This window comes from Cyclobacterium roseum, assembly GCF_010119225.1.
Taxonomy (GTDB): Bacteria; Bacteroidota; Bacteroidia; order Cytophagales; family Cyclobacteriaceae; genus Cyclobacterium; species Cyclobacterium roseum.
In genome coordinates this window covers 286923-312364 of record NZ_WNKF01000004.1, presented here as the reverse complement: position 1 = coordinate 312364, position 25442 = coordinate 286923, and the positions used below count along the sequence as shown (strand labels likewise).

The window sequence follows — 25442 nt, the reverse complement described above, 5'->3', positions numbered from 1 at the left end:
TAGTATTATTTTTTATTTTCCTGATCTAATATATGTTGTAACAATTTCGCAAACGAGGCGTCATTTGGAGGAGAAAGCAGGGTAATATGCTCGCCTTCGGCTTCCCAGACCCGTAACTCCCGGGTATGGGGTTTCCATCCAAAACCTTCCTTGTCCGGTAGGTACCCCGATGCTATTTTGGCCTTTATCAGGTCCACTGTTCCATCGTAGTACTTGATTTCGTAATCCCGGCATGCTTCTTTATAAACGAATTCTACTCGCTTATAGGTTTTAAGCAAGGAGGATTCTGCATTTTCCGGTTCCGGTCGAAACCATTTCCGCATTTTTTTCATTTTCCTTTCAAACGAGGCTTTTTTGATGCGTTTAAAAATCTCCGGATGCCGGATCATTAATTCCACATCAAATTTTCGCTTTCCTATAAAATGCCGGATTATGTTCCAACAGCGGGTCTGAAAACGTTCATGATGATCGCTTTGAATGGCATAGGTGTCAAAAAACACCAGCTTTTCCACACTTTTCCCCATTTTCTTCAACTGCGTAGCCATTTCAAAAGCTATTATTCCTCCTAACGAATATCCTGCCAAAAAGTACGGTCCGTCCGGATTTTGCTGCAAAATTTCTGTAAGGTATTGGGAGGCAATCTCTTCCACTGTATGTAAGGGTTGCTCAATGCCGTCCAGTCCTTTGGCTTGAATGCCAAATACCGGTTGCTCCCGGTCCATTTCTCTGGCCACGGCATAAAAAGGCAAAATATTCAATCCGCCCCCATGTACAATGTACAAAGACGGCTTTGATCCGGTCTTTTTGATGGCCACCAGACTTTTCCATTCACTATCCCCAAGAATACCCCTTTTGATGGCCTGGGATAATTTCTGGATGGTAGGATACTTAAATAGTACCGACAAGGGCAATCGGATACCATAGACTTTCTCCAACTGAACCATCACCTTTACAGCTGTCAGGGAGTGGCCTCCAATTTCGAAAAAATTATCCGTTTTGTGAATGGATGACAGCCCTAGAGCGGTTTTCCAAATATCCGCCACCAATTTTTCTTCTGGTTCCAGTCCTGCCTCACTCCTTTTGGAAGGGATTACGATCCGTCTGTCTGGGTCGGGTAGCGCATTCCGGTTTACCTTGCCATTTTCCAGCAGCGGAAAGGCCCTCATCCAAATGAAGTCTGTCGGAATCATGTAATCGGAAAGTGTTTGCGCCAGTTGGTCTTTCCAGCTACGTACCCACCCGGTGTCGGGATATTGCCATTCCTGATTTTGAAAGGGCACTTTCTGGTCCAGGGTAAGGTAGGCGGTCAAAAACGCTTGTCCCTGACCGTCTTTTCTAACTTTAACGATGGCCTCTGTGACCCCCGCCAGCTGTCTGATTCCGCTTTCCACTTCAGCCAATTCAATTCGGTATCCCCTGATTTTGACCTGATGATCCAAACGGCCACTGACAACCAATTCGTCGAATGCATTGATCCAACCCAAATCTCCGGATTTATAGACCCGAACGGGCATTGCGTCTCCGATCGGCATTTCTGCAAACTTTTCTTTGGTAAGTTCCGGCTGATTCAGGTAACCTTTCCCTACACCATGCCCCGCAATGTATATTTCCCCTTTTCTTCCCTTTTGAACCGGATTTCCATGCGTATCCATTATCAAGATCTGGGTATTAAGTACCGGCTTTCCAACGGTGACCTCCTCCTCTGACCTATGAATGCGCTTAATGGTAGCATATACCGTGGTTTCAGTAGGACCGTATACATTCCACAGCTCGGCACAAAGTGGTAACAAGCGATCCGCCAGTTTTCTTTCAAGGGGCTCTCCCCCGCTGATGATCCGTAGGTTTTCGAAACTCCGGATCCAGCCCCCCTCCAGCAATATTTTCCAGTGTGATGGGGTAGCAAATAGGACAGTGATTTCCCTTTTCTCCAACTCATTGATGATGAAACGGGGATCCTTTCGCTGATGGTTATCTACCAGCACTACCTGTGCACCAAATGCCAGTGAAACCAGACTTTCCAGCAGTGCAATATCAAAGGAAACCGAGCTAACGGAAAGCATTTTATCCTTGGGAGAAATGCCTGGATGCGATGCTACAACAGAAACAAAATTGAAAAGGTTAAGGTGATCCAATACCACTCCCTTCGGTCTGCCGGTAGTGCCGGAGGTATAAATTATATAGGCAGCATCTTCAGGCAAAGAAACGAACTCCGGATTCTCGCTTGAGTATTCCCCGCACCGATCCATAAAATCCTCCCAAATAATCCTTTGAACCTTCGTTTTAGCCTTTCGAACTACGTTCGTTCCGGTAATATAATACGTGCAGGAATCGTCCAGCATGTAATCTATTCGGTGGTCCGGATACCCGGTATCTACGGGCAAATACGCCGCTCCTGCCTTGAGAATACCTAAAATACTTACCAGAAATTCCGGGGATCTTTCCAACACTATTCCTACGATTTGCCCTTTTTGAAGCCCTTTTTCCAGTAAATATCCCGCCAATTGATTCGCACGGGTATTAAGTTCATCAAAAGACATTTCCTGTTCCCCAAAAAACACAGCTGTCCTATCGCCCTGCTGCCTTACCATCGCCTCCATAAGGTGCTGTATGGGAGTATACCGCCCACGTATTTCGGAAAGGGGTTCTATTTTGCCCAGGCCCTGAAATTTCTGGCCGGGCAGTAGCTGGGATAATTTTTGATCCGGATTAGCCAATCCTGCTCCCAGAATCTGCTTGTATTGAGCGGCTAGGGTTTTAACCGTTTCGGCATCAAATAGGTCTTTGGAATATTCGATACGGACTCGAATGCCATCGGATTCTTCCTTGACCAGAAACGTAAGGTCAAATTTAGAGGTGTTTTGAGCGTAGGGAATCACTTCCATGGAAAACCCTTCTACCCTGTTCAGGTCCTCGTTGCCATATTCCATGACAAACATAACTTGAAAAAGTGGGTTGACACCAAATTGCCTGCGCTGGGCTGTGGCAGCTACGATCTTCTCAAAAGGAACCTCCTGGTGATCGAAGGCTTCCAGCGCGTTTTGTTTTACTTCCAAAAGAATCTGTCTAAACGATTCCTCGGGATGGATATGACTTCGAATGGGTAAGGGATTGACAAAATACCCTATAAGGGGCTCGGCTTCCACCTGTTTCCTTCCTCCCATTGCCGTACCGACACATAGGTCTTGCTGCCCACTGCTCCGTTCCAAAAGCGATTTAAAAACAGTCAGCAAAATCATAAATGGCGAAACGCCAAGCGTCTGGCCCAATCGCAACATGTCTTTTCTCTGGTTTTCAGCAATGAAAAAATCCAGTATATCTCCCTGGTGGGTTCGTTGATGAACCTGCTTAGCTCCACCGAGCAGGTTAAGGGCTTGCACGCCTTTCAACTTTTCTTTCCAGTAGCGCAATTTCTGCTCAAACCCTGGCCCACTAAGTCGGTTCCGCTGCCACAAGGCATAATCTGCATATTGAATTTTCAAATGGGGCAAAAACAAACTTTCGCCCGTTTTTTCTGCGTTGACCAGCGCAAAAAGCTCTTTGATAAACACGGGTATGGACCAGCCGTCAAAGGCAATATGGTGTACAACCACAAACAATAAACATTCATCCGGGCTCAGGGAATACATTTTGGCACGAATCATAAAATCCTTCCCAAGATCAAAGGGCCTTTCCAAAAATTCAGCCATATCCTCGTTTGGAATTTGGAAAGCATTCTCAGGCGGATTTTGCCCAGACGCAAGCAGCTCCCATCCCAAGACGGGTAACACCTGCTGCCAGGTATGCTCGCCTTGTTCCTTAATAACCGTTCGCAAGACTTCATGGCGCTCCAGAATGCTTTTGATCGCTTCCTGAAGCACCTCCCTTCGGGTTTCCCCGGTTAGTTTTAAAAGGACAGGAATATGGTACTGGTTGGAGCCTTCCAGCTTATCCGTCAACCAGAGACTTTCCTGTCCAAAGGAGAGGGGAACGATATCCGGACGGGGCCTGAATGGCGTTATCCGGGTGTTCTCTACTTCCTGGTGTTCCTTTTCTTTTATAAACTTCGCCAGTTTGGATACCGTAGGATGGGCAAATAACGCACTGATACTCAATTCAAATTCCAGGGATTCCTTAATCCTCCCGATCAGCCGAATGGCTAACAAGGAATTTCCTCCGGACATGAAAAAGTCATCTTTGATGCCCGGAGTATCTGATTGAAGTACTTTTCGCCACAGCTCCAGCAAGTCGCTTTCCAGCAAGGTAGCCGGTGCTTCAAAATCATCTTCCTTGATTTGGCGCACAGGGGTGCTTTCAAGTTGCTTCCGGTCCACCTTTCCATTCGGGCTAAGCGGAAAATTCTCCAAAAACTGCATCCGGGATGGAACCATGTAGGAAGGCAATACTTTTTTCAGCTTTTCTATCAGCTCTTTTGTGTCGAGTTGCTTATCGCCTGTAAAAAACCCGGTTAAAACCTTCTCCCCCGAAGAGCTGCTCTGAAGGACAACTGATGCATTTTTTACTCCTTCAATGGATTGCAAGGCGGAAGCTACTTCATCCAATTCGATCCGGTAGCCATTGAATTTTACCTGATTATCCAACCTGCCCAGGAATTGAATTTTACCATCCTGCTGCCACACGCCCCTATCACCTGTTTTGTAAACCAGGGCTCCGCTCACCGTATCCATGGGATCAGGAATGAATTTTTCAGCCGTTAATTTAGGCCGGTTTAGGTAGCCTTGTGCCAATCCGCTACCGCCAAGGTAAATTTCCCCGGGAACCCCTACGGGGCAAGGCTGAAGATCCTGATTCAAAATATAGGCATAACTGCCTGCGATCGGCCTTCCGATAGAAAGCGCCCCGCCAACCTGAATTTTTTCACAGGTGGAGTAAGTGGTGTCTTCCGTGGGACCGTAAAGGTTTCGTACTGAAATTCTTTCCAGATCCAACCGATCGATAAGCCCTTGTGGAATCGGCTCGCCCGCCATATTTAAGAGTTTGACCGCCGACAGGTCCACCCTTTCTTCCACCAACTTCTGAACCAGGCTTGGGACGGTGTTGATCAACACATTTTGGTCTTGGGCTAGGAATTCGGGAATCTGAAGTCCATTTTGGAGGATCCGGATGGGCTTTCCGTAAGCCAGGGGAAAAAACAATTCGAAAATCGAAAGGTCAAAACACATGGAGGTAGCCGCGTACATTAATCCGAAACTTTCGGGCTTGAATTCGCTTCCACACCAGTCGAGAAATGCAGCCAGGTTGCCATGCGTAAGCGCGACTCCTTTGGGTTTTCCCGTGCTGCCGGAAGTGTAGATTACGTAGGCCCTTTGTTCAGGAAATAACGGTATCCGCTCCAAATCCCTTTCCGGATTTCCAAGATTTGCGTGCTCTAGTAGTAGTAATTTCCCATTATTTTCCGCCAGGCCGGCTACTCCAACGGATTTCTCGTCCGCCAGCAGGAATTTGGCCTCACAATCCGCCAATATAAAGTTTATCCTTTCTTTCGGGTAAGCCGGATCCACTGGTACATATACAGCTCCTACTTTCCAAATGGCCAGCATGGCCGCTACCATTTCTTTTCCTCTTTGCACCAAGAGCACCACGTGATCTCCTTTGCAGACTCCTTCTCCAATTAACCAGGTCGCCATTTGATTTGCTTGCTGGTCCAAGTCCCGGAAAGGAAGCCGATCCTTTCCCAACATGAGGGCGGTGGCATTTCCTGACTCCCGAACCTGCTCCTCAAACCGGTCGAAAAAGCTCCTGTATATTCGCTTCGGATCAACTTTATGGGTGCCTGAAAGCTCTTCCATCTCCTTTCCGGATAGCAACCGCTGCCGGTTGATTGATAGCTGGGGCTGTTCGGGGATAACTTTTACCAACCGTCTGAAATGAGCAAGCATTCGGCGCATACTCTCCGGGGCAAATAACCCCTTATCGTATTCCAAGATTCCGCTAAGCCGGTTGGTGTCTCCGGAAAGGGTTAAGGTTAGGTCGTATTTGGCGGCAAGCGGATCCGTTTCCAGATTCCTGGCTTCGACACCGGGAACCTGAAGGTTTCCGGCATCCGCAGTGCCTTGATGCATGACAAAAAGGGTGTTAAAAAAAGGCTTCCTTTCCCGATCGCCCCCAGCAAATGCTTCCACCAGTTTGATCAATGGAACCTGACTGAATTTCAGTGCCATCAACACCTCTTTCCTGACCTGCTGCAAAAAGGTACTAAAAGCATCTTCAGGGTCTATCCGCGATCTTAGAGGCAGTGTATTGATAAAATAACCAATCATCTCTTCGGAGCCAGGCAAATCGCGGTTTAGTATGGGGCTGCCCACAGATATATCTCGCTGGTTACTATACCTGTAAAGCAACACTTTAAATACGGCCAAAAAGGTCATGAAAAGGGTCGCCTGATTTCTTTCACCCAGTTTGGCAAGGGGGCCGAATTCATCGTTTTCCATTTCAAAGCGAATGATCCCCGCTTCCCGAAAATCTGAGCTTGCTTGTTGGTTTTGTGTAGGCAATTTCAGCGTATCACTTCCCGCCAGTGCTGCTTTCCAGTAAGCCATGCCAATTTTAAATTCGGGCTGCTTTATCAAATCCTCCTGTTGCCGAATTAGGCTCGAATAGTCCGTAACAGCAACCTGCCTATCCATTTTCTTTCCGCTGAGTAGATGGCGATAATGATCAAATACCTCACGAAGAAATACCTTCATGGAATAATCATCAAAAGCAATGTGATGAAAAACCAGCCCAAGGGCATGGGTATTTTTCCCATCTGTAACCAACATGCCACGGATCATAAAGTCACTTTTGAGATCAAATGGGCGTTGAAAAAAAGGAGCGAATTTTTCCTGGTAATGAGCGGTGGAAAATTGTTTTCCTGGTTCCTCAATGATGAGCAAGTGCCAGTCCTTTTCAGATTTACGTGTTACCTGATCGATTCCTGTTATACAGGTTCGGAGGGCTTCGTGCTTTTTCAGCACCGCCCGAATGGATTCTTCCAGCACCATTGGATCCAGTTTCCCGTTTAAAAGGTAGGCGACTGGAAGGTGATAGGCAAGCGATCCTTCCATCTGATCCACCAGCCAAAGGGATTTTTGGGCTGAAGAAACGGGGGAAACCGGTTCTTTAACGGAAGTACCAGGAGCATCCAATGCTTCCGGTGCTTCAACCTCGCGTTTCTGGAGTAATCCGTGTAGTTCAGAGATCGTGGGGGATTCAAAAATAGCCGCAACACTAATTTTATAGCCATGTTCCTTTTTCAAATGGGCGGCTAGCCGCATGGCTGCCAGGGAATTTCCTCCCAGCTCCAAAAAATTGCGCGAGGGATCTATACGGTCCACCCCTAGAACATGTTCAAAAGCCTCTTTCAGATACTGTAGTTCCGGTGCGAATACGCCACCCTCAGTGCTATTCCTATCGGCTGGTATCCCAGCCAGCAGTGCAGCCTGGTCTACCTTCCCATTTTCTGTGAGTGGAAAGTGATCCCTGATTTGAATTTCACCCGGGAGCATGTAAGCGGGAAGGTGCTGAGCTAACCGTTGTTTGCAGGTTTCCGGATCCAATTTTCCTTTGGGTACCACAAAAAGGACCATCTGCTCCGGGCCCGCCATTGATTTGGATAGCAGGGCAAGGGCTTCTTTTACCTCCCCGGTGTCATAAAGTACTTTTTCAATTTCTGAAAGATCTATTCGGTTGCCCTGCAACTTAATCTGCCTGTCCTTCCTTCCCTCAAACACGAAGGAGCCCCCCGGAAGCATGCGAACCTGGTCCCCCGTTGCAAACATCTTTGCTCCTCTTTCCTCACTGAATGGATCCGGAAGAAATCGGGCTGCTGTCAAGCCCGGGTCTTTCCAATATCCCAGAGACACCTGCCCTCCTCCAATAAACAGCTCTCCTGTCGCTCCCTCGGGAAGCCTGTTGCCGTCTTGGTCCAAAACATAGCACCGGACACCCAAAACCGGACTACCGATGGCAATCGGACCCCGATCCGGCTTGAGTTCTTCTACCGTTGACCATATGGTCGCCTCTGTCGGACCGTATTCATTGTACAGCCGTACCCGCTTCATGCTGCCAAAATGGTTGGCTGCCAGGTCTTCCGGCAAATTTTCCCCACCCAGAATTACCCGTTCCAATTGCTGGTTTTGTAATAGGTCCTGATCCAGGAGAAAGCGATAATAGGCCGGAACACAAAGTAAGGTGTCGGTTCCTTGCAGCAAGCCAGGAAGGACATCGACATCCTGAATGGAACGGATAGAGCTGATGACAAGACTTCCTCCCGTGCACAATGGCCAAAAAATGGCTGCCAGCGAAGCATCAAAAGTTAGCGGCGGAATCAGCAATAAATGGGGAACGCAGTCGTAATAATCGATTCTGCTTCGGGTAGCCTCGAACAGCTGTCGGTGGCGCACCATGACTCCCTTTGGCTCTCCGGTACTTCCGGAAGTATAGAGAATGTAGGCCAGGCTTTCGGGATTGACCTTCAATGTTGGAAATATTTCCTCCTTTTCAACCTCCAGAATATGTTCGTAGGTATAGACGGTAATGGGTTCAGCTCCTGACCTGAAGTGAATTTCTTTCTCATCGGTAAGCAGTACCTCCGAACCCAGCTGCTCCAGGATCGTTCGTTTTCTTTTTTCCGGCCAATCAGGGTTTAAGGGGACGAAGGCCTTACCGGATTTTAGGATTCCCAGAATGGTAGCAATGTAGCGGAAGGAGCGACCCATACTCACCGGAATCAGGGTCAGGTGGGCAAATTCAGGATCTTGTAAAAAGCAAGCGATTTTTTGGGAAAAAGTGTCCAGTTGGGCGTACGTATACCCCCCTCTTTCATCTGTCAACACCTGATTTTGAGGCGAAGTCTTGACTTGCGCTCGCAATAAATCAAGGACTGTCTGGGATCCTACCTCCGTGTCACTGTTGGTTTCGCTCAAAAATTTCCTTGTTTTCATTTACTCCTTCTCCAATCTTGTGCACCATTTCTTGCAGGCAGGTCACTTATTATAAATTTCGTTTGAATCCTTTTTGCTAGTGCCTCAGCAGGATTTCTAAAAGAAACCACTGAAACAATACCTATCGACACCTCCTTACCGGCCTGATAATGAGTTAAAAGGTGCTTTCGTAAAATAGAAAAAAAATTACCTTTTCCCAAAAACCCGTTTTCAATTCTTTCCAGTGGATCGGAAGATTTGCGTTTCTATTCCAGATGAGTGTGTTTGCCATTGCGTTCGGAGAGAGTGACAGGTAGCCAAAGCCAACTTCTCGTAATTTGAGAGTGGCATTCTGAAGAATGGATTCAAGAAATGATGAACTAATCATATGAAAGGAAAGTATCCAGCAATTAGGTTAATAGGTAAGTTTTTTATCTATAATTCATTTTTATAGATATGAAATGCAAATATATGCAATTTATTCCGCTCTTTCCTAGCTTCTAGGGAAATTAAGCTTTTCGTATCCGAACCCTCATGCGAAATCCTGAATATTAGAATGTTTTTTGAAACAAAAAGTGTGCTTAAATTTAAAATAATGTTCTCTTTGTGTAATCTCAGCTACAACCAGAAGTTATGAATCCATTCCCTTCCAAAAAAAGACTGGCGCATATTGTTTACGAATCCGATGACCGGGCTTCTAAAAACTTTGATTTGGTGTTGCTCATCCTTATCTTGATGAGTGTCACAGTGGTAATTTTAGACTCTGTGGAAGAAATTCATAGGGACTATGGGCGATTTTTATATGGGCTCGAATGGACTTTCACCCTGGTGTTTACCGTGGAATATTTTATCAGGATCTGGCTTAGCAATGATAAACCCGGATACCTTTTTGGATTTTATGGCTTGGTGGATTTTTTGGCCATTTTGCCTTCTTACCTCAGTCTGTTTTTGTTTCAAACCCAGTACCTGACGGTCATCAGGGCCTTACGGTTTTTGCGAATTCTCCGGATCTTAAAACTTCCTCATTATATCAGTGAAGCCTCGGCATTAAAAAATGCTTTAAAACACAGCCAACCAAAAATTCAGGTTTTTGTGGGATCCGTGCTTACCATTGTGTTGGTGATGGGCTCGGTTATGTACATCATCGAGGGGCCTGAAAGCGGTTTCACCTCGATTCCACGTTCCATGTATTGGGCCATTGTCACCTTAACGACGGTGGGATACGGAGACATTGCTCCCACCAGCGACTTTGGTCAATTTGTGGCAGCACTTATCATGCTTCTGGGCTATGCCATCATTGCCATTCCTACCGGAATCGTTAGTTCTGAAATGACGGCTGCCAGGTTTGATCAAATAAAAACCCAGCAAAAGGAATTATTCTTCTGTCCCAATTGCGGTCTTCATGTTCAGAATGCCGATGCGGAATACTGCAGGAAATGCGGAACAAAATTAGCACCCCTGAATCCCTAAGGCCCCAGGGGTACTTTTAATTATACGGTAAATCCGCCATCGATTACATAAGTAGCACCGGTGATGAACTTGCTTTTGTCTGAGGCTAAAAACAACGCCAGGTCGGCAATATCTTCGTTAGCTGCATACCTGCCCAGTGGAATCATTTTGGTGAAATTTTCTTTTACCGTATCCCCCATACCCGGAGCAAACCCGTCCTCCAGAGAACGCATCATTCGGTTATCCACAGGCGAGGGATGGATGGAATTTACCCGAACCTTGTCCGGAGCACCTTCCAAAGCCCCTACGCGCATCAAACCGATGGTGGCATGCTTGCTGGCCACGTAGGCACTTACCTGGGCCGTACCTCTCAATCCGGCAACGGAAGAAGTTATGATAACCGAACCCCCACCGTCCGATTTCATGATGGGGAAGGCATATTTCATGCCCAGCCAAACCCCTTTCACATTTACGCCCATCACCTGATCAAACGTCTCCTCGGGATAATGCTCCATCGGCTTCACCACACCTTCCATACCTGCATTCAGAAATAACACGTCTATCCCACCCAACTCGGCCTTTACCTTATTGGTATAGTTTTTAACCTCTTCTCCCTTGCTCACGTCGGCCTGTATGTACAGCACCTTTTCTGATCCCAGGGTTTCTTCTGCCATTTTCAGGTTTTCTTCACTAAAATCAACAATGGCTACGCCTTTCGCTCCTTCCTCCAAGAAGAGCTTCGCTGTGGCCAGGCCAATTCCGCCTGCTCCACCGGTGATCAATGCAACTTTATTTTTTAACATCATGATACAGAAAATTTAAGGTCTACGTTGATTTTATTTACTATCTTAAATTTAAGGTAATTACAGGACATAATGCCTTTGGAATCTCATCTAAAAACATGAGAAAGATCAGGGTATTTCCCTAAGTAGTTCCAGAAGGCTATCCCATGTATATCCCCATTCCTTTACCTGGAAAAGGAGTGCCGGTAGGTGAACGTATAATTTATCCCTGTCCTCCCTGCTCCTGCAACTTTTGGGCACCGGCTTCCCAGCCTTTAAAGCAAAAACAGTAAAAATCAACCATCCAGATTAAGTAGCCCGTTCTGGATTATATTACTACTGCATCCAAACTTTTCTAGATAATAACCAAGCATTTCGATCACCCGCTAATATTATAAGATTTTAGTAACTTGTGTCCTGAGTCTTAACCTTAAACCCATCAAAAGCATGCAACCAAAATGCCTATTTGTAAAAACCCTTTTCCTTCTCAGCCTATTTCTTCATGGGCCCGCTAATAAAGGCCTGTCGCAGGTTGGCATTTCCTGGAACGAAATTTTGGATCAGCAGGCTTCCTGGTATGGGACAGACCAGGCAAGTCAAATTGCCGAAAACATTCTCCTTTACCAGAAAGAAAACGGTGGCTGGTATAAGAATATAGACATGTCAGAGGCATTGACGGATACCGAAAAAGAAAGCCTGATGGCAGAAAAATCGAATAGCATGGGTACCACCCTGGACAACGATGCAGGATTTATTCAAATGGAATACCTGGCCAAGGTGTACCGTGAGACCGGCAAACCCCGATATAAAAATGCCGCCCTTGCCGGCTTGGATTACCTGCTGGAAGCCCAATATGAAAATGGGGGCTGGCCGCAATACTATCCGCTGCGGGAAGGATATTATTCTCATATTACCTTTAACGATGGGGCCATGATTCAGGCCATGAACCTGCTCCGGGAGGTGGCCAATGAAGCCCCTCTTTATGCTTTTGCCGGTAAATCAAGGAGGAAAAAAGCCCAGGAAGCCATTGATAAGGGCCTGGAAATAGTTCTGGCCTCACAGATTCGGGTAAACGGGCGACTCACCGCCTGGTGTGCCCAGGTAGATGCACAAGATTTGAGTCCGGTACAGGCCAGGGCCTACGAGCTGCCCTCCATTAGTGGGTCCGAAAGTGTGGGAATCATCCAATACCTGATGCAGCTGGAGCAGCCGGATGCAGCTGTAATCGAGGCGATTGAAGGCGCTGTAAGTTGGTTTCAGGAAGTAAAATTGGAAAACATCCGACTAGACCGGGTGGAAAAGCCCGACTTGCCCAAAGGCTACGATCTCGTTGTGGTTCCGGATTCGGATGCCGATCCCCTTTGGGCCCGGTTTTACGAAATCGGAACCAACCGCCCTATGTTTGTGGGCAGGGACAGTGTGGTACGGTATGCCTTACACGAGATCGAACACGAAAGGCGGGTGGGTTATAGCTATCTGGGACCCTATGCAAAAAAGCTGCTGGAAAGCGACTATCCCGAGTGGAAGAGGAGGATGGGGAACTGAGAGACGTAGGGAGAGGGTGATTTGAGGACGATTGTCTTACGTGGGGAGGTAGGGGTTATTGGTCGCAAAGGACACACGAAGGGATGATATGGTGATGTGATGATGGGATGATGTGATGATGGGATGATGTGATGATTTGATGATATGGTGATTTGATGATGTGGTGAACTAACCCTGAAAGGGTGAAAAGATACTAACCCCGGGTAAGCCGACAAGGGAGGCGCAGCCCGGGGATAGGGGAACTGACCCTTCCTGCATTGGCTATCCAGCTGCTCAACAAAGAAGCCGGCTTTCCGCCAATGCCCGGGCACTTTAGGACCACCCCCCGGGCCCCCTTGATTTACCCACTAGATTTAGAGACTGAGAGACTTGCAGACGAAGGGATGATATGGTGATTTGATGATAATTTGACCAAAATTTTAGTTTTTCAATGCAAGAAAAAAGCCATGAAACACTGTTCCATAGCTTTAGTCAATTAACAATAAACCCAAAATAACCTGCTGTAGGAGAAGGATTCGAACCTCCACGGGGCAGTTAGGCAAAACACGAGCTCGATATTTGCTTTATACTGTACTCCCCACCCCCGAGACAGGGGGGCATGTCTGCCAGTTTCATCACCCTACATTGTGTGATCTTAATTTGTATAGAGATGAAAATTAAAAAGCAATATCACTTTTTACTTGCCTGCCGTAGGCAGGTTTCATCACCCTACAATATTTCAAACTTTTTTAAGACCTTTTGTCTTTGTTTGATATGTCAAAGGTAATAAAAGCAACATTAAATTAAAAACCCAGCAATGAAAATGGCAAATTTTTACATTATATTTAATATTTAACCTTTTTTAGGCATTTATTCGCAAACGAGTCGCTCGTTATTAGCTGAAAATTAATGAATTCTCAACAGATTTCGTCGACCAGGCTTTCAGGATCAAATGCACCAGCAACAATCCGTTTTAAAAAAAGATAGAAGTGGTTATTAAAACCGGGAAATCATGGTTTTTTCGTTTTTCATTTTAATACTATTTATCCATTTTAATTACATTATTCTTACTTATTAATAATTAAATTTAGTTTATTATCATTTTTATTTAGTATTTATTAAATAACCCGTATTTTTGTATCAGACAAGTAAACGGAATACACTATGAAAAAGGACCTAGGATTTTTGATCGATATGGATGGGGTGATTTATCGTGGAGGTGAATTGATCCCCGGTGCGAAGGAATTCATTCAAAAACTACTAAGGGAAGACTATCCTTTTCTGTTTTTAACGAATAATAGTCAGCGAAACTGCCGGGACGTGGTAGCCAAGCTAAGCCGAATGGGCATTAAGGTAGCGGAAAAACACATCTTCACCTGTGCCATTGCCACGGCAAGGTACCTGGCCTCCCAAAAACCTGGCGGAACGGCCTACGTGATCGGCGAGGGAGGGTTGCTCACCGCTCTGCACCAAAACGGCTATTCCATCGTGGATGATGAACCCGATTACGTGGTGATCGGTGAAGGACGGACCATCATGCTTGAATCAGTGGACAAAGCCATCAACATGGTCATGAACGGTTCCAAATTGATCGCTACCAACCTTGACGCCTACTGCCCAAGCTCCAATAACTCCATTCGCTCGGGCTGTGGCGCCTTTGTATCAATGATCGAAATGGCCACTGGAAAAAAGGCTTTCAGTGCCGGAAAACCCAGCCCCGTCATGATGCGGATTGCAAAATCAGAACTGGGAACCCGGTCGGCACAGACCATTATGATTGGCGATACCATGGAAACCGATATCCTGGGAGGCGTACAAATGGGCTTTAAAACCGTCCTTACCCTTACGGGCTCTACTCGCAGGGAAGAAATAGAAAATTTTGCCTATTCTCCTGACCATGTCATTAACAGCATTCAGGACCTGTTGGACACAGACAGGTTTGAACAGATAATGGATCAGGAATTAGTGCCGGTAAGTTAATCCACCCGATGATTCATCAGAATGGGACTTGGTGACAAAGAGACGAAGGGACTGGGAGACTAAGAGACCTGGAGACTTAGGGATGGTGAGGCGGAGGGATCGGGAGACTTAGAGACTGGGAGACGAAGGGACTGAGGGAATTGGAGACGATTGTCTTACGTGGGGAGGTAGGGGTTTTGGTCACAAAGGACACGGAGGAGGCACGAAGGGATCGAAGGGATGATTTGATGATGTGGTGATAATTTGATGGTACAATTGATTAACCCTTAACCAACCCGACTGAATTCAAAACCGCCTACCCTGCCTATTTACCCATGACTACAACTTAATCCGAACCGAGCCAATTAACCCTTAACCATTAGATTAAGACTGAGAGACTTGGAGACGAAGGGACCGTGAGACGTAGGGAGAGGGAGATTTGAGGACGATTGTCGGGTGTGCGGAGGTAGGGTTTTTTTTGTCACAGAGGACACGGAGAGATGATTTGATGATGTGGTGATTTGATGATAATTTGACCAAAATTTTAGTTTTTCAATGCAAGAAAAAAGCCATGAAACACTGTTCCATAGCTTTAGTCAATTAACAATAAACCCAAAATAACCTGCTGTAGGAGAAGGATTCGAACCTCCACGGGGCAGTTAGGCAAAACACGAGCTCGATATTTGCTTTATACTGTACTCCCCACCCCCGAGACAGGGGGGCATGTCTGCCAGTTTCATCACCCTACATTGTGTGATCTTAATTTGTATAGAGATGAAAATTAAAAAGCAATATCACTTTTTACTTGCCTGCCGAAGGCAGGTTTCATCATCCTACAGTATTGTGTCAAAACTTCTGGCTCTTTGCGGTATGCTTTTTTTAACCAGATCAAGACCGTTTGTCTTTGTTTGATATTTTAAAGGTAATAGATCGAATCATAAAATAAAACTATTGCAACAAATTAAGCTAAATTTTACAGTATTTTTATTTTAACACCATTTTTATTAGTGTTTTTATAAATGAGGCTTGAAAATCGAACAGGGAATTGACTATCTTTCAAAGAAAGTCGTAAAAAATGGCTATACGGGCTTTAAATCGCCTTTTCAGGGCTGCGTTTTGGAAGAATGGGCCACTAGCTGCTGGATTTCTTGTAATTCTGATTGGGTTAGGTCCCGCCATTTACCCGTGGGCAAATCCAGATGGATATTCATGATGCGGATGCGCTTTAGGGAAACCACCTGATAGCCCAGGTATTCGCACATGCGCCGGATTTGCCGGTTGAGTCCCTGGGTTAAGATGATTTTAAAGGTATTTTTTCCCAACTGCCTTACCTGACACTTTCGGGTCATCACCCCCAATATGGGTACCCCACTGCTCATCTTCTCTATAAAATCCGGCTCAATGCGCTTGTTGACACGAACCAGGTATTCCTTTTCGTGCTGATTGCCAGCCCTCAGGATTTTATTGACAATATCCCCGTCGCTGGTAAGCAGGATCAGGCCCTCACTGGGTTTATCCAGTCGCCCAATGTGAAAAATCCTTTTCGGATGATTGATATAATCAATGATATTGTCCTTTTCTCCTTCCGTATCTGTGGTGCACACGATGCCCACCGGTTTGTTAAAAGCAATGTACACATGCGCTTCTTTTGGTGCTGCTATCAACGCACCATCCACCCTAACCTCATCCCCGGAACTGATTTTGGTTCCCATCTCCGGAACCTTCCCATTGATGGTGACCCGACCGGCATCGATGAGTTTATCCGCCGCCCGCCGGGAGCAGTAGCCCACCTCGCTCAAATACTTGTTGATCCGTACCCGATTTTTATCCTCCATTTAGGCCCACATTTCCTCTATCAACTCGGTATAAAATTCCTTCAGTGTTTTTCCCGTTGCCCTTACCTGCTGGGAAATCAGGCTGGTTTCCGTCTGTCCGGGTACGGTATTGATCTCAATAAAGTAAAAGTTGCCGGTCTCCATTTCCAGGAAATAATCCATACGCACCGATCCCTTGCAATTGAGTTTGAGGTATACCGTTTCGGCTATTTGTTTTACCCTTTCCACTTCCCGTTCCTCCATCCGGCCCGGGGTGATTTCCTCCGATACACCCGGTATGTATTTGGCTTCAAAGTCGAAAAACTCTTTGGAGCTGATAATCTCTGTAGAAGGAAGTACGGTAACTTTCCCATCGGTCTTATATATTCCTATGGAAAACTCCCTGCCCGTCACAAATTCCTCTACCAGGACTTGTTTGTCCTCCTGAAAGGCTTTGTTCAAGGCTTCTTCCAGCTCCTCCGCCGTCTTCACCTTGCTCATCCCGATGCTACTGCCCCCATTATTGGGTTTTACAAAATAAGGCAGTTTCAACTGTGCCAGCACTTTCGAGGCGGCTTCCGGCCCATTGGCAAAAAGCTGCAGGGAGCGGGCCATGTACAGATCGGGTATCCCCTCCAGGATGGCTTTGGTATAGCCCTTGTTCATGGTAATGGAAGAAGTCAGCGCATCGCAAGTGGTATAGGGGATGCCTAGCATGTCAAAATATCCGGCCAGTTTCCCATCCTCCCCCGGTGAGCCGTGAATGATATTAAAAATGCCATCAAAGGCAACTTTCGCTCCTTTAATTTCTACGGTAAACGCATTTTTGTCCACCGGCCATTGGGTTCCATCTTCGTCTTCCAGGTACCAATTTCCCGGATAGATGTGCAGGGGATACACTTCATAGCGGTCCCGATCCAGGTGTTGGGCCACCACGGCAGCACTTTTTTCGGAGACCACGGCCTCCCCCGTATAGCCGCCCATGATCAGGGCGATTTTTTTCTTAGTCATGGATAAAGCTTATACATGCGAATTACCGGATTTTTAAGTTAAAATCGAAAAAATTATTAAATTGTAAGAAAATTATTTATGCCTAATGGCAAGTTATTCATGAAGATATCCCGTTTTTTATCTCTATTTGCCCTCTCCCTATTTTCGATGGCTTGCGAAGAATTAAGGGAAGAACCAGCTGCCCAACCTTTGCTGAAAGGCTACCACATTACGGCCATGGCCTTTGACGGATTGGGTAATGCCTGGTTGGGCACCCTAAACCAGGGCTTAATCAAATTCGACGGCCAAAACGAAACCATATATCCCGAAGTCACCGGTATGATAAGGAACATAAAAGTGGACAGCAAAAACCAGGTTTTTCTGGCTGCTGATGGCCTGGTAAAATTTGACGGGCAGGATTTTACCCGCTATGACGATATGGAAGGCCATGTTACAGCCCTGGACATCGATTCACAAGACCGGGTGTGGTTTGCGGTGGGAGGATTTAACCATGGAGGGCTGGGCATGCTGGATGGAGAAGACCTGTCATTTTACACTCCGGACAATTCACCCTTACCGGCCCACTGGGTAAGTGGGGTGAAGGTAGGAAGCAACGACGAAGTATGGATCGCGGCCCAAAGCAGCGTCGGCAACCTGCACCTGGCAAAAATCCTGGAAGAGGACTGGACCCTTTTCGATTCCGAAAACCTGGGTTTCAGTCCTTATTCCATCTCCAACCTTGAGGCAAATAGCCGCGGGGAGTTAATTGGCGGCATTGACTATTCCCTATCCAGCACCTATGATCCCGGAAGCCCCCCCTTATTTAACTTCAATGAAAGCGAAGGCCGGCAGATCCAATCCGACCGACCCTTGTCCGTCAATCAAATTTTCGTAGACCGTTCCGACCGGGTATGGTGTGCGGGATCGGGAGGATATGCCCTGTACCAAAACCAAAACTGGACCTACGACGAAGAAACCTTTAAAGAGATCAGCGTATTTGCCATAGCCCAAGCCCCGGATGGCGCCATTTGGATTGGGACGGGGGATGGGGTTTACCTATTGATGATGTGATGATTTGATGGTTTGATGGTAAGATGACATTTCTCGTTCTTGATGCCTGGCCTTTGCAAGTAAGCCGATGCCAAATGGTCTCCCGATTTATATTTTTGAAGGAATCCGGGGATTACAAATCCCCTTTTATCTGTCCACGGAATTGCAAATTCCGAGGAGCGGGTGTTTTCGTAGATACCCTTTGCCTACTCGAATGTGGTTACGTGGCGTATAATGAATCTATTTTTCCATTATATAAATCCCATCTCGGAAAAATTAGGTAGTAATCATTCCAATGGAGATTTCCGTCTACTATTCAGAATTCCCAAGTATTCAAAATTTCTCTGAATCCATCAAAATATTTTTTCCGTTAGCACCATGACGACATGAGCAAAAATATGTGCGAGGAAGGCACTTTCCAATCCTTTTTTCCAATAGAGCCATCCGAAAACAAGCCCTCCAATAGTGTTGCCCAAAAGCACGTAGGTTATCATAATGATACTGGGATTTCCTACAGTTTGAAAGACAACGGGGAAATGGCCTATAGCAAAAATAAGGGAGGAAATGATAATACCCATCCAATATATTTGGGACTTGATTCCCTTTGAAAGTTTGGCTCCCAACCAAACCAACAGCGTCATCAAACCAAAACGCATGAAGATTTCTTCCGTTATGCCACCATATAAAAACCTTGCCGGAAGTGTAAGTTGCAGTTGACCGCTGAGGAGGTCAAACTCCGAAGGGGAGATTAACCTGAAAAGTCCGAGTAGGCTCAATATAATTCCTGTGAGAATTCCCCCTGAGATCCCAAATAAAAGTATTTCCCTAAGTTGGATGGAATCTTGTTTGATGTCCAAAAACTTCTCAATTATGGGAACGCTGAGGTTTACTTTTTGGTAAAGTAAAGTTCCCACAAGTACGGCCACTATCAAAATAATGGTTGGGTTAATCAATATCAACAGCTTAATCTGGGTTGGCGTAAACTGATCCTCCAATACAGATAATACCTCCTCCGGCAATGGGATATCCATGGTCAAAATGGATAGCATGCCCAACATGCCAAGGACAAATAGGATAAGGGCGAGGTAAAACTTCTTTTTTTTCATTGCTATCCATTTTTGTTACTCAATATATCATTTCCGAAAATGGTAAAACTCCTGCTGTCCCTGTCATCCAGGCACCTTTTCTGGGCTATATATTCTGCTTTACCGCAAAAAGCTGCTTTCAATGTAGTGGAAAAAGAGGGTTTCACCAACGATTGGTTTAGGAAGTGTCTGATCATGTGATGGTTTGATGGTACGATTAAGTTAAAACTGAATCTCATTTTCGGATGGCCATTGCAAATGGCCTGGTGGAAATTGTTTTTTCAAATGACATTTCCGAAAAAACCAGGGAGAAATTGCAAATTTCACCCAGCAGGGCATCCGGGGATTACAAATCCCCTTTTATCTGTCCACGGAATTACAAATTCCGAGGAGCGGGTATCAGGGATGAACTTGCAAATTTCACCCAGCCCGATTGACATTTCTGGTTCCTAATGCCTGGCCATTGCAAATAACCCGATCCCAATTGGTCTCCCGATTTATTTTTTTGACGGAATCCGGGGATTACAAATCCCCTTTTATCTGTCCACGGAATTGCAAATTCCGAGGAGCGGGTTTGAGGATAGGATGGTTTGGTGATTTGATTACCTGCTGAATAGCTAACCAATTAATTTTTTTTTGATGACATTTTACTTCGTTCCCGATGTTCTAATAAATAAAAAACCATGAAAAATCTTTTCTTTGCCTATTGCCTCGTTATCGTATTTGTATCTTGTTCAGCAGATAATAACCCGGATGATCCATTACAAGAGGCTCATTTTCATTTAACCTTAGATGGTGCGGAATTTGAAAATATGCGCATTGCAGTTGATCGAAAGGCCCTAAATATTCTCAATAGCAACCGGATTGCGATAAGTGCGGGTGATGAAGGGTTGGTGAATTTCTTTGGATTTTATTTGCCATTTCCTGTGGAATCCACCACCTACACCATGGTTGAGGGTAGTAGCCCTAGCCAAAACACAGCCTTTTATTCCAGAAATCAGACAGATACATATTACACAGAAAGCGGCACCATTTCCATCAATGATATTTTTGAGAATGATGCTTGCCAGATTCTTTCCGGCAGCCTAAACATTAATTTGTCACATTCGAATGACCCTAGCCAGGTTTTAAATGTGAGCGGCACCTTTGAAATTCCAACCGAAGAATGCCAATCAGGAATTCATTTTTAAAAAGCCGCTTTCTTTTTGCCATTGTCTATGGTAGGGTAGCAAGGCGTTTTCAAATGGAAAGCTTTGGGAATATCCGGGGATTGCAAATCCCCTTTCTGTACCAGGGAATGGCAAATTCCGGAGAGCGGGTGAAATTTACCATTGTTCTTCTGCTGGTAATACCAAACCAGCGCTGAAAACTACCGGTCTGCTGAATTATAAAATACCATTCCTTAAAAAGTGGCCGCCAAGCGAATAAAGCCCAATTCATCGGCTATATTGGCAATAATCCAGATATCGCCCTCCCGGACAAAGTACCGCACCGGATTAGTTACCAGTTGGGGTACAGGGGCTTCTGCCACTAACGCAAAGTTTTTGTCGTAAACCGAAAGATGTATATTCCTATCGATAGCTTCAGGAAACAGTTCACCGGCTTCTTTTTCTTCCGCAAACTCAATCCTATAGGAAAATCGGTAATACCGCTCATTTTCATCATCCCAAACCGATGGTGAAAAACTAACTTGTTCCAATACTTTTTGATAATCCACCATCAGTTCATCCATCGAGGCATATTCTCCCCGGTAATTCCCCGTCTTTTCATTGGCCGTCAATTGGAGTTGGTTCTTTTTGGAAATCAGCGAATCCCCAATGGGGTCGTAAAGATGGATTTCATTGGTGATATTAGTGGAAATAATCAGCTTGCCGTTTTCCGAAGATAAAAAAACATACGGTCTAAAAATAGGGTCTTTGGAAAGGCCGGGCACCTTAAATGAGAACGTTGGAAGTTTACCCTCCGCATCAATTTCATATTGACTAATCCGGTTTTGACTGAAATCCATTTTTCTTAAATTATAGGTCTTGTCTTTCCAGTTGGAAACCAGGACAAACACGGTTTCAGGTTGCCCGGGAATAATGATATTGCTGTGCAAACGCTCGAATTCGGTAAGTACCTCCCCTTCCAGGCCATTGTTTAGCAAGTCATAGGTAGCTGTTCTGGTCCCATTTAAATTAAATTTTCCCAGGTTCCATTTATCCGACAGGTAGACATGGTCTTTGTCCAGCATATTCAAATGATAAATAGGACTTACGGTTCCGTTTAGGCCCTCCTTTTCAAAGGGCAGCTTTTCCAGTAGCCGAAGTTCCTCCAGGTCTATTTTTTCCAGCGTATGGTCATACTTATTGAAGTTATACAGGTATTTCCTGTCTGGGGCAAGGGCAAAATCGCCTCCTTCCAGATACAGTATTTCCTCTCCTGCATCCACCATCAGGGTATCCATTTTAATTTTCAAACTATCGGTAGTGCTGGTTTCCGGCTTGTTTCCACAGGAAAAGCCGATCATTGTCAAAAAGAGCAGTGGTATTTGTTTCATAATCTAAAACTTAGGACGGTGTAAATTAAAAATACTTTATGGGAAAGCGAGGTTAAAAAAAGTTAAGGTCAAGAGAATAACTGGAACCCAAATCCCTGGCGGAACGGGTAAAACAAACGCATCAGGAGGCCATTGACCAGCAATAGTGTTGATGGTTTGATGATAGGATGTGCTGATTGTGGTGGTTTGATTGTAAGATGAAATTTCTCGTTCTTAATTCCTGGCGATTTCAAATGGACTGTTGGCATAGGGTTTTCCTAGGAGGATCTTCATGTCTATCCGGGGATTACAAATCCCCTTTTATCTGTCCACGGAATTGCAAATTCCGAGGAGCGGGTATCAGGGATGAAATGGCAAATTTCACCCAGCACATAATTTTCACTCAACTACTAATTCCCTTCTTAAAATTTGATCGGCATGGACTGCCTGATATCCGGTGGTATCTTGCCTAACGGCCGGTCCAATCCTTCGGATATGCACGTAATTGGCCCTGTAGTTTTTGTCTCCGGAAAACCATGCCTTTAAGGCCGTTTGGCCTGGCTTTAAATACACGAGGAAGCTGGCAGCTCTCATATCAGGATTCACTTCCGCCTGCCGCTCCTGATTGCCAATTATCAAATGGGCAGTACGGATCTCTGCTGAAATGGGATTGGCTTTGGTTTCAATACGAAAGCGGTCGTCCTCCAAAGTGGATGTAGGGGAAAGGTTGTGCCGAAAAGTGGCTCCTTCATTTTCTACGATTCTCCTGCCGGATTCGATGGGCCAGCGATAGAGATGGAATTCATACAGCCCTTCCTGATCCACATCAAGCGCCCAGACCAATCCTTCCTCAGACCTGAGGGCATCATGGGCATAGATGGTGGACGAGTTTTCATGCTCATTACCGATTATTATATGATTGTACCGGTCAAAATCAGTGGATATGTGCTGCCACCAGGCTTCGTATTTTTTGGTCAGCGAATCCACCAACTCTTTGTTTGGAGCTGCAATATCCTGTCTTTGTCCCGGATCTGATTGGATGTCATACAGTTCCTTTTTATCGCGTCCTTCCAACCTCCATTTCTCGGTCAACACCTGGAAATCCTTGTATTTTTCCGGGTATTGCAACCGTTGATTGTGAACAAAGAGCGTGCGATCCTTCCATTCTTTCTGCGAATCAGTCAACAAGGGTCGCAGGCTCCGCCCATCAAAATCCAATTCTTCAGGCGCATCCAGGCCGGCCAGGTCAATGAGGGTTGGCAGTATATCAATATGTGCGGTAAGTTGATCCACATCCCTGCCTCCCCCAATACCTCCCGAAGGCCAGCGAATAAAGAATGGCACCCGGTGCGCCCCTTCGTATCCCCTTATTTTACCTCCGCGCATGCCCGCATTAAAGCCCTCCTTTACAAATAGGTCCTCATCGAGGATAATTCCTCCAAACCAGGGGCCGGGGCCATTGTCCGTCATGAATATCACAATGGTATTTTCCCGCAACTTCATCTGATCTATCTCTCCTAGAAACCTACCCAGATCCTCATCGAATTTTGCGAGCATGCCGTAATAATTGGCAATCCGGTCTGACAAGTCCGATTTATAAGGGGCAGAGTATGTTTCATCTACCAGTAAAGGGGCATGGGGAATATTGGAAGAAATGTAGGTAAAAAAGGGCTCGTCCTGGTTTTTTTCAATAAATGTCAGGGCTTCCTCAAACCATACGGTATTTGCATAGCCTTCATATTGTTTGAATATGCCGTTATGCCGGTACACATCATCAAAATAATCATTTCCCCAATAATCGGGATGGATGGCAGATGCCCCACCCCCGTGAACCAGCGTTTCCTGGAAGCCCCTGTCCATCGGGCGATAGGGATAATTTTCACCCAAATGCCATTTGCCAAAATACCCGGTTTGATAGCCGGCGTTTCGGAATAGGTCAGCGATCGTCACTTTATCCTGCTGCAACAATGACCTGCCACCAATGGTATGCCATACGCCTGACCGGGATGAATATTGCCCCGTCATGATGGCCGCCCGGGTAGGCGAACAACTTGGGTCCACATGAAAATCAGTAAGGCGTACACTTTCCTGATAAAGCTGATCCAGATGGGGGGTTTTCAGGTAAGGGTTGCCATGCGCTCCGATATCTCCATAACCCTGATCATCATTCATGATCAGGATCACGTTCGGTGGCTCCTCCGCCTGGGTATTATCCGCATTATTATCCGTGCATCCGTATAAAAGCACAGATAGCAGTCCAACATGCATAAGAAAATACAGTTTATTTACGCCAGGTTTTGTAGGCCGCATAAAATTTCTGGTTATTTAGATTGGAAAGATAATTCAACCATCAAGATCCCGATCAATCGTGGAAGAAGCAGTTTAAAGGTAAAGCTATGCCTTTCCAACTGCCAACCAATTTGTTAACCAAATCATGTACTATGTTAGCTCCATTACAAGGCGTTTAATGATGGTATTATATCCCGTGATGGCTTTGTGATGAGATCATGTGAAGATATAAGGAAAAAGAAGTTTTTCGTCTTCTCTTTTCGATCTGTAAACCCCTGATTTTAAAATTTTTATGGTTTATTGCCCTCACACCAACATTGAAATCGGAAGTTTCGTGTATTCACTCACTAATCATTTCCAGGAATGGAATTCGGCCAGGTCTTACGGTACTTGTCCACAGTAGCTTCATAACCTTTTGCCAAACTATCGGCCTCTTCCTCGCTATAGACACTTTTTGCCTTTTTAAAAAAATCCTCTTCTTCATCCTTCAAATGATGTTTTACTTTAGCAACCAGTTTCTGGAGGGTGGCCAACCAATGGGGAGAACTCATTTCGGTATCATTCAATTCCTTTATCAGTTCGTCCATCTCATGATGTTCTGCCATGCCATGTCTGGCATCTTCCTGCATTTTATCGGTATCAATTAGCGGAGAATAGAAATAGCGCTCTTCCGCCACCTCATGCACTTCCAGTTCTTTTTGTAATTCTTCCCAAAGCTTTTTACGCTCAGTTGAGGCTCCGGAGGTATTGACGATTTTGTCACAAAGGTTTCTTTGGATATCGTGATCATTTTTTATGGCTTCGTAAATTTTCATGCTTAACTATTTTTGCCTGTTTTAAAATAAAAACCCATTATTAACTAATAGTTGTTTGAAACAAGTGCGTTTAGGAAACTACAAGATACCATTTTTCGGTGGTAAGTTCGCAGTTCAACGGTAAATGATACCCTCGCATGTACACGCTCCGGTTCAGATTGCTCCCTTTTCAGACTGAGCCTGCCGAAGCCCAACTCAGCTCAAGGACCCGGATGGGACCAAAGGCGGTTAATGATCATTTGATTATGCGATGGTTTGATGTGAGGA

General features: G+C 45.5%; 13 protein-coding genes. 5 read left to right on the top strand and 8 right to left on the bottom strand.

What is annotated here, in order from left to right; translation table 11 throughout:
• Nucleotides 1-5: 5 nt before the first annotated feature.
• Nucleotides 6-8903: a non-ribosomal peptide synthetase gene (locus GJQ68_RS08100; protein ID WP_162416795.1), complete on the bottom strand. Its 8898-nt coding sequence runs from the start codon at nucleotides 8901-8903 to the stop codon at nucleotides 6-8.
• A gap of 630 nt (nucleotides 8904-9533) precedes the next feature.
• Here GJQ68_RS08100 and GJQ68_RS08095 point away from each other — a divergent pair.
• Nucleotides 9534-10370 carry an ion transporter gene (locus tag GJQ68_RS08095; RefSeq protein ID WP_162416794.1) on the top strand — a complete coding sequence of 279 codons (837 nt, stop codon included), beginning with the start codon at nucleotides 9534-9536 and terminating at the stop codon, nucleotides 10368-10370.
• Nucleotides 10371-10390: 20 nt separating this feature from the next.
• On the opposite strand, the gene GJQ68_RS08090 is transcribed toward GJQ68_RS08095, so the two are convergent.
• Nucleotides 10391-11155, bottom strand: a complete 765-nt coding sequence (locus GJQ68_RS08090; RefSeq protein ID WP_162416793.1) for an SDR family NAD(P)-dependent oxidoreductase — start codon at nucleotides 11153-11155, stop codon at nucleotides 10391-10393.
• Between the two features lie 423 nt (nucleotides 11156-11578).
• Between GJQ68_RS08090 and pelA the strand changes: the two genes are divergently transcribed.
• Together pelA and GJQ68_RS08080 are read left to right on the top strand one after the other, a co-directional pair.
• Nucleotides 11579-12676, top strand: coding sequence for a pectate lyase (gene pelA / locus GJQ68_RS08085; RefSeq protein WP_162416792.1), 1098 nt, complete (start codon nucleotides 11579-11581; stop codon nucleotides 12674-12676).
• 1143 nt (nucleotides 12677-13819) lie between these two features.
• The gene (locus GJQ68_RS08080; protein ID WP_162416791.1) at nucleotides 13820-14635 is read left to right on the top strand and encodes an HAD-IIA family hydrolase; all 816 of its coding nucleotides are present in this window, start codon (nucleotides 13820-13822) and stop codon (nucleotides 14633-14635) included.
• Nucleotides 14636-15717: 1082 nt separating this feature from the next.
• On the opposite strand, the gene rluF is transcribed toward GJQ68_RS08080, so the two are convergent.
• Together rluF and GJQ68_RS08070 are read right to left on the bottom strand one after the other, a co-directional pair.
• Nucleotides 15718-16449, bottom strand: a complete 732-nt coding sequence (rluF, locus tag GJQ68_RS08075; RefSeq protein WP_162416790.1) for a 23S rRNA pseudouridine(2604) synthase RluF — start codon at nucleotides 16447-16449, stop codon at nucleotides 15718-15720.
• A complete protein-coding gene (locus GJQ68_RS08070; RefSeq protein WP_162416789.1) occupies nucleotides 16450-17439 on the bottom strand; it encodes a D-alanine--D-alanine ligase in 990 nt (329 codons plus the stop codon).
• A gap of 99 nt (nucleotides 17440-17538) precedes the next feature.
• Between GJQ68_RS08070 and GJQ68_RS08065 the strand changes: the two genes are divergently transcribed.
• Entirely contained in the window at nucleotides 17539-18489 is a 951-nt protein-coding gene (locus tag GJQ68_RS08065; RefSeq protein WP_162416788.1) for a two-component regulator propeller domain-containing protein, read from the top strand.
• Nucleotides 18490-18821: 332 nt separating this feature from the next.
• On the opposite strand, the gene GJQ68_RS08060 is transcribed toward GJQ68_RS08065, so the two are convergent.
• Nucleotides 18822-19574, bottom strand: coding sequence for a CPBP family intramembrane glutamic endopeptidase (locus GJQ68_RS08060; protein ID WP_162416787.1), 753 nt, complete (start codon nucleotides 19572-19574; stop codon nucleotides 18822-18824).
• Nucleotides 19575-20236: 662 nt separating this feature from the next.
• On the opposite strand from GJQ68_RS08060, the gene GJQ68_RS08055 reads away from it, so the two are divergent.
• Complete coding sequence (locus GJQ68_RS08055; protein WP_162416786.1) at nucleotides 20237-20743, top strand: hypothetical protein; 507 nt, start codon at nucleotides 20237-20239, stop codon at nucleotides 20741-20743.
• Nucleotides 20744-20955: 212 nt separating this feature from the next.
• On the opposite strand, the gene GJQ68_RS08050 is transcribed toward GJQ68_RS08055, so the two are convergent.
• The 3 genes from GJQ68_RS08050 to GJQ68_RS08040 form a co-directional block, all read right to left on the bottom strand.
• The gene (locus GJQ68_RS08050) at nucleotides 20956-22092 is read right to left on the bottom strand and encodes a DUF4221 family protein (RefSeq protein WP_162416785.1); all 1137 of its coding nucleotides are present in this window, start codon (nucleotides 22090-22092) and stop codon (nucleotides 20956-20958) included.
• 378 nt (nucleotides 22093-22470) lie between these two features.
• On the bottom strand, nucleotides 22471-24339 hold the full coding sequence (locus tag GJQ68_RS08045) for an arylsulfatase (RefSeq protein WP_162416784.1): 1869 nt from the start codon (nucleotides 24337-24339) through the stop codon (nucleotides 22471-22473).
• 368 nt (nucleotides 24340-24707) lie between these two features.
• Nucleotides 24708-25175, bottom strand: coding sequence for a hemerythrin domain-containing protein (locus GJQ68_RS08040; protein WP_162416783.1), 468 nt, complete (start codon nucleotides 25173-25175; stop codon nucleotides 24708-24710).
• Nucleotides 25176-25442 lie beyond the last annotated feature (267 nt).